Source organism: Xylophilus sp. ASV27 (assembly GCF_016428875.1).
GTDB lineage: Bacteria > Pseudomonadota > Gammaproteobacteria > Burkholderiales > Burkholderiaceae_C > Xylophilus.
Genome location: NZ_JAELTO010000464.1, coordinates 1 through 215, shown reverse-complemented (window position 1 = coordinate 215; position 215 = coordinate 1). Strand labels below are relative to the sequence as shown.

Annotated in this window: 1 protein-coding gene; it reads left to right on the top strand. The window is 59.5% G+C overall.

Annotated features, from left to right (window positions below; all coding sequences use genetic code 11):
* Positions 1-208, top strand: a 208-nt coding sequence (locus JHD63_RS23805) for a transposase (RefSeq protein ID WP_198973227.1), incomplete at its 5' end; no start/stop codon positions are given.
* Positions 209-215: the final 7 nt, after the last annotated feature.

The window sequence follows — 215 nt, the reverse complement described above, 5'->3', positions numbered from 1 at the left end:
CGGTATCCAGGATCGTATTGCTCGCAAAGGCATCGAGCGCAATGACAGGCTCGGGCGCCATCGGTGGGTGGTCGAGCGTACCCATGCTTGGCTGGCCGCGTTTGGCAAGCTGCGAACCCGCTTCGAGCGCCGCATCGACATTCATGTCGCGCTGCTTTCCCTGGCTTGTTGTGTCATCTGTGCTCGCAACCTCCCTTTGTTTTGTTAGCCGCTCT